The sequence below is a fragment of the Segetibacter koreensis DSM 18137 genome (assembly GCF_000374045.1).
GTDB classification, from domain to species: domain Bacteria; phylum Bacteroidota; class Bacteroidia; order Chitinophagales; family Chitinophagaceae; genus Segetibacter; species Segetibacter koreensis.
In genome coordinates this window covers 1-1,086 of sequence record NZ_KB893383.1, presented here as the reverse complement: position 1 = coordinate 1,086, position 1,086 = coordinate 1, and the positions used below count along the sequence as shown (strand labels likewise).

The 1,086-nt window shown below is 44.2% G+C and carries 1 protein-coding gene; it reads left to right on the top strand.

Annotated features, from left to right (window positions below; all coding sequences use genetic code 11):
• Positions 1–485: 485 nt before the first annotated feature.
• Positions 486–1,013, top strand: a complete 528-nt coding sequence (locus tag B154_RS0125115) for a S41 family peptidase (protein ID WP_018617120.1) — start codon at positions 486–488, stop codon at positions 1,011–1,013.
• Positions 1,014–1,086: the final 73 nt, after the last annotated feature.

Sequence of the window (1,086 nt, the reverse complement as noted above, 5' to 3'; positions counted from 1 at the left end):
CAACCCTTACCCTTTCGCTTAACATCAATCCATTACTAAGGTGGCCTGGTGAAGAAAAAGTATTTGCATAACGTATTAAGAATTTTCGGAAGAAAGAAAAACTTTACTGATAGGGGAAGCGGGGAGATTACAGCGGTTGAAGTGTTTGTAGCGGTTCTGGGTTGCAGCCAGGTTACTTAGGTGGAGGCGGTACTTACCCAGCAGAAAGAAGACTTTATAGCTGCGTGTGAGAATACACTGCATTATCTCGGAGGTGTTCCTGGTGCTATAGTTCCCGATAATTTAAAGGCAGCAGTAACAAAAAGCAATCGTTTATGAGCCTACACTCAATGAGACCTTTTCAGACTTTGCAGATCATTATGGTACTACTATCCTGCCTGCAAGGGCTTATCATCCACAGGACAAGGCATTGGTGGAAGGTGCTGTTAAAATTATCTACGCCCGTATTTATGAGCCTTTAAGAAAGACAATTTATCATTCCTTAAGTGAACTCAATACTGCCATCTGCCAAGCTCTGGAAGTACACAACAATCAGTTGCTTAAAGGCCGAAACTATAGCAGAAGGTGTTAGCGAAAAGGTGTTACAGGCGGTGGATGAATACAATGGCTATTGGGGTAATTTGCAAAAGGGTCTCGAGGTTGCCCTTACCATACTTGGCGATAATCACAGCTCATTTGTGTGCCGCAACGGCGGGGAGGTGGAGGGGCGGACAATGTTGCGCTGCCTGGACGAGGAGCCCCCAATGCTTTTGCTGGATAGCACAATTGGCTATGTTAAAGTCGGAACTTTTAAAAGTGAAAGCGAAGCGGAAACTACTGTGTACATCGCAAGCATTCAGCAACAGATCAGGGAGGCAGACAACCCGAATATTAAAGGTTGGATTGTAGATTTGCGGGAAAATGGGGGAGGCTATTACGTGCCGATGCTTAGAGGAGTAGCGTCTTTTTTGGAAAAAGGAGATCTTATGTTTTTCATGACTCCCGATAGCACCTTTTCTTCCGAAAATTCTTAATACGTTATGCAAATACTTTTTCTTCACCCGGCCACCTTAGTAATGGATTGATGTTAAGCGAAAGGGTAAGGGT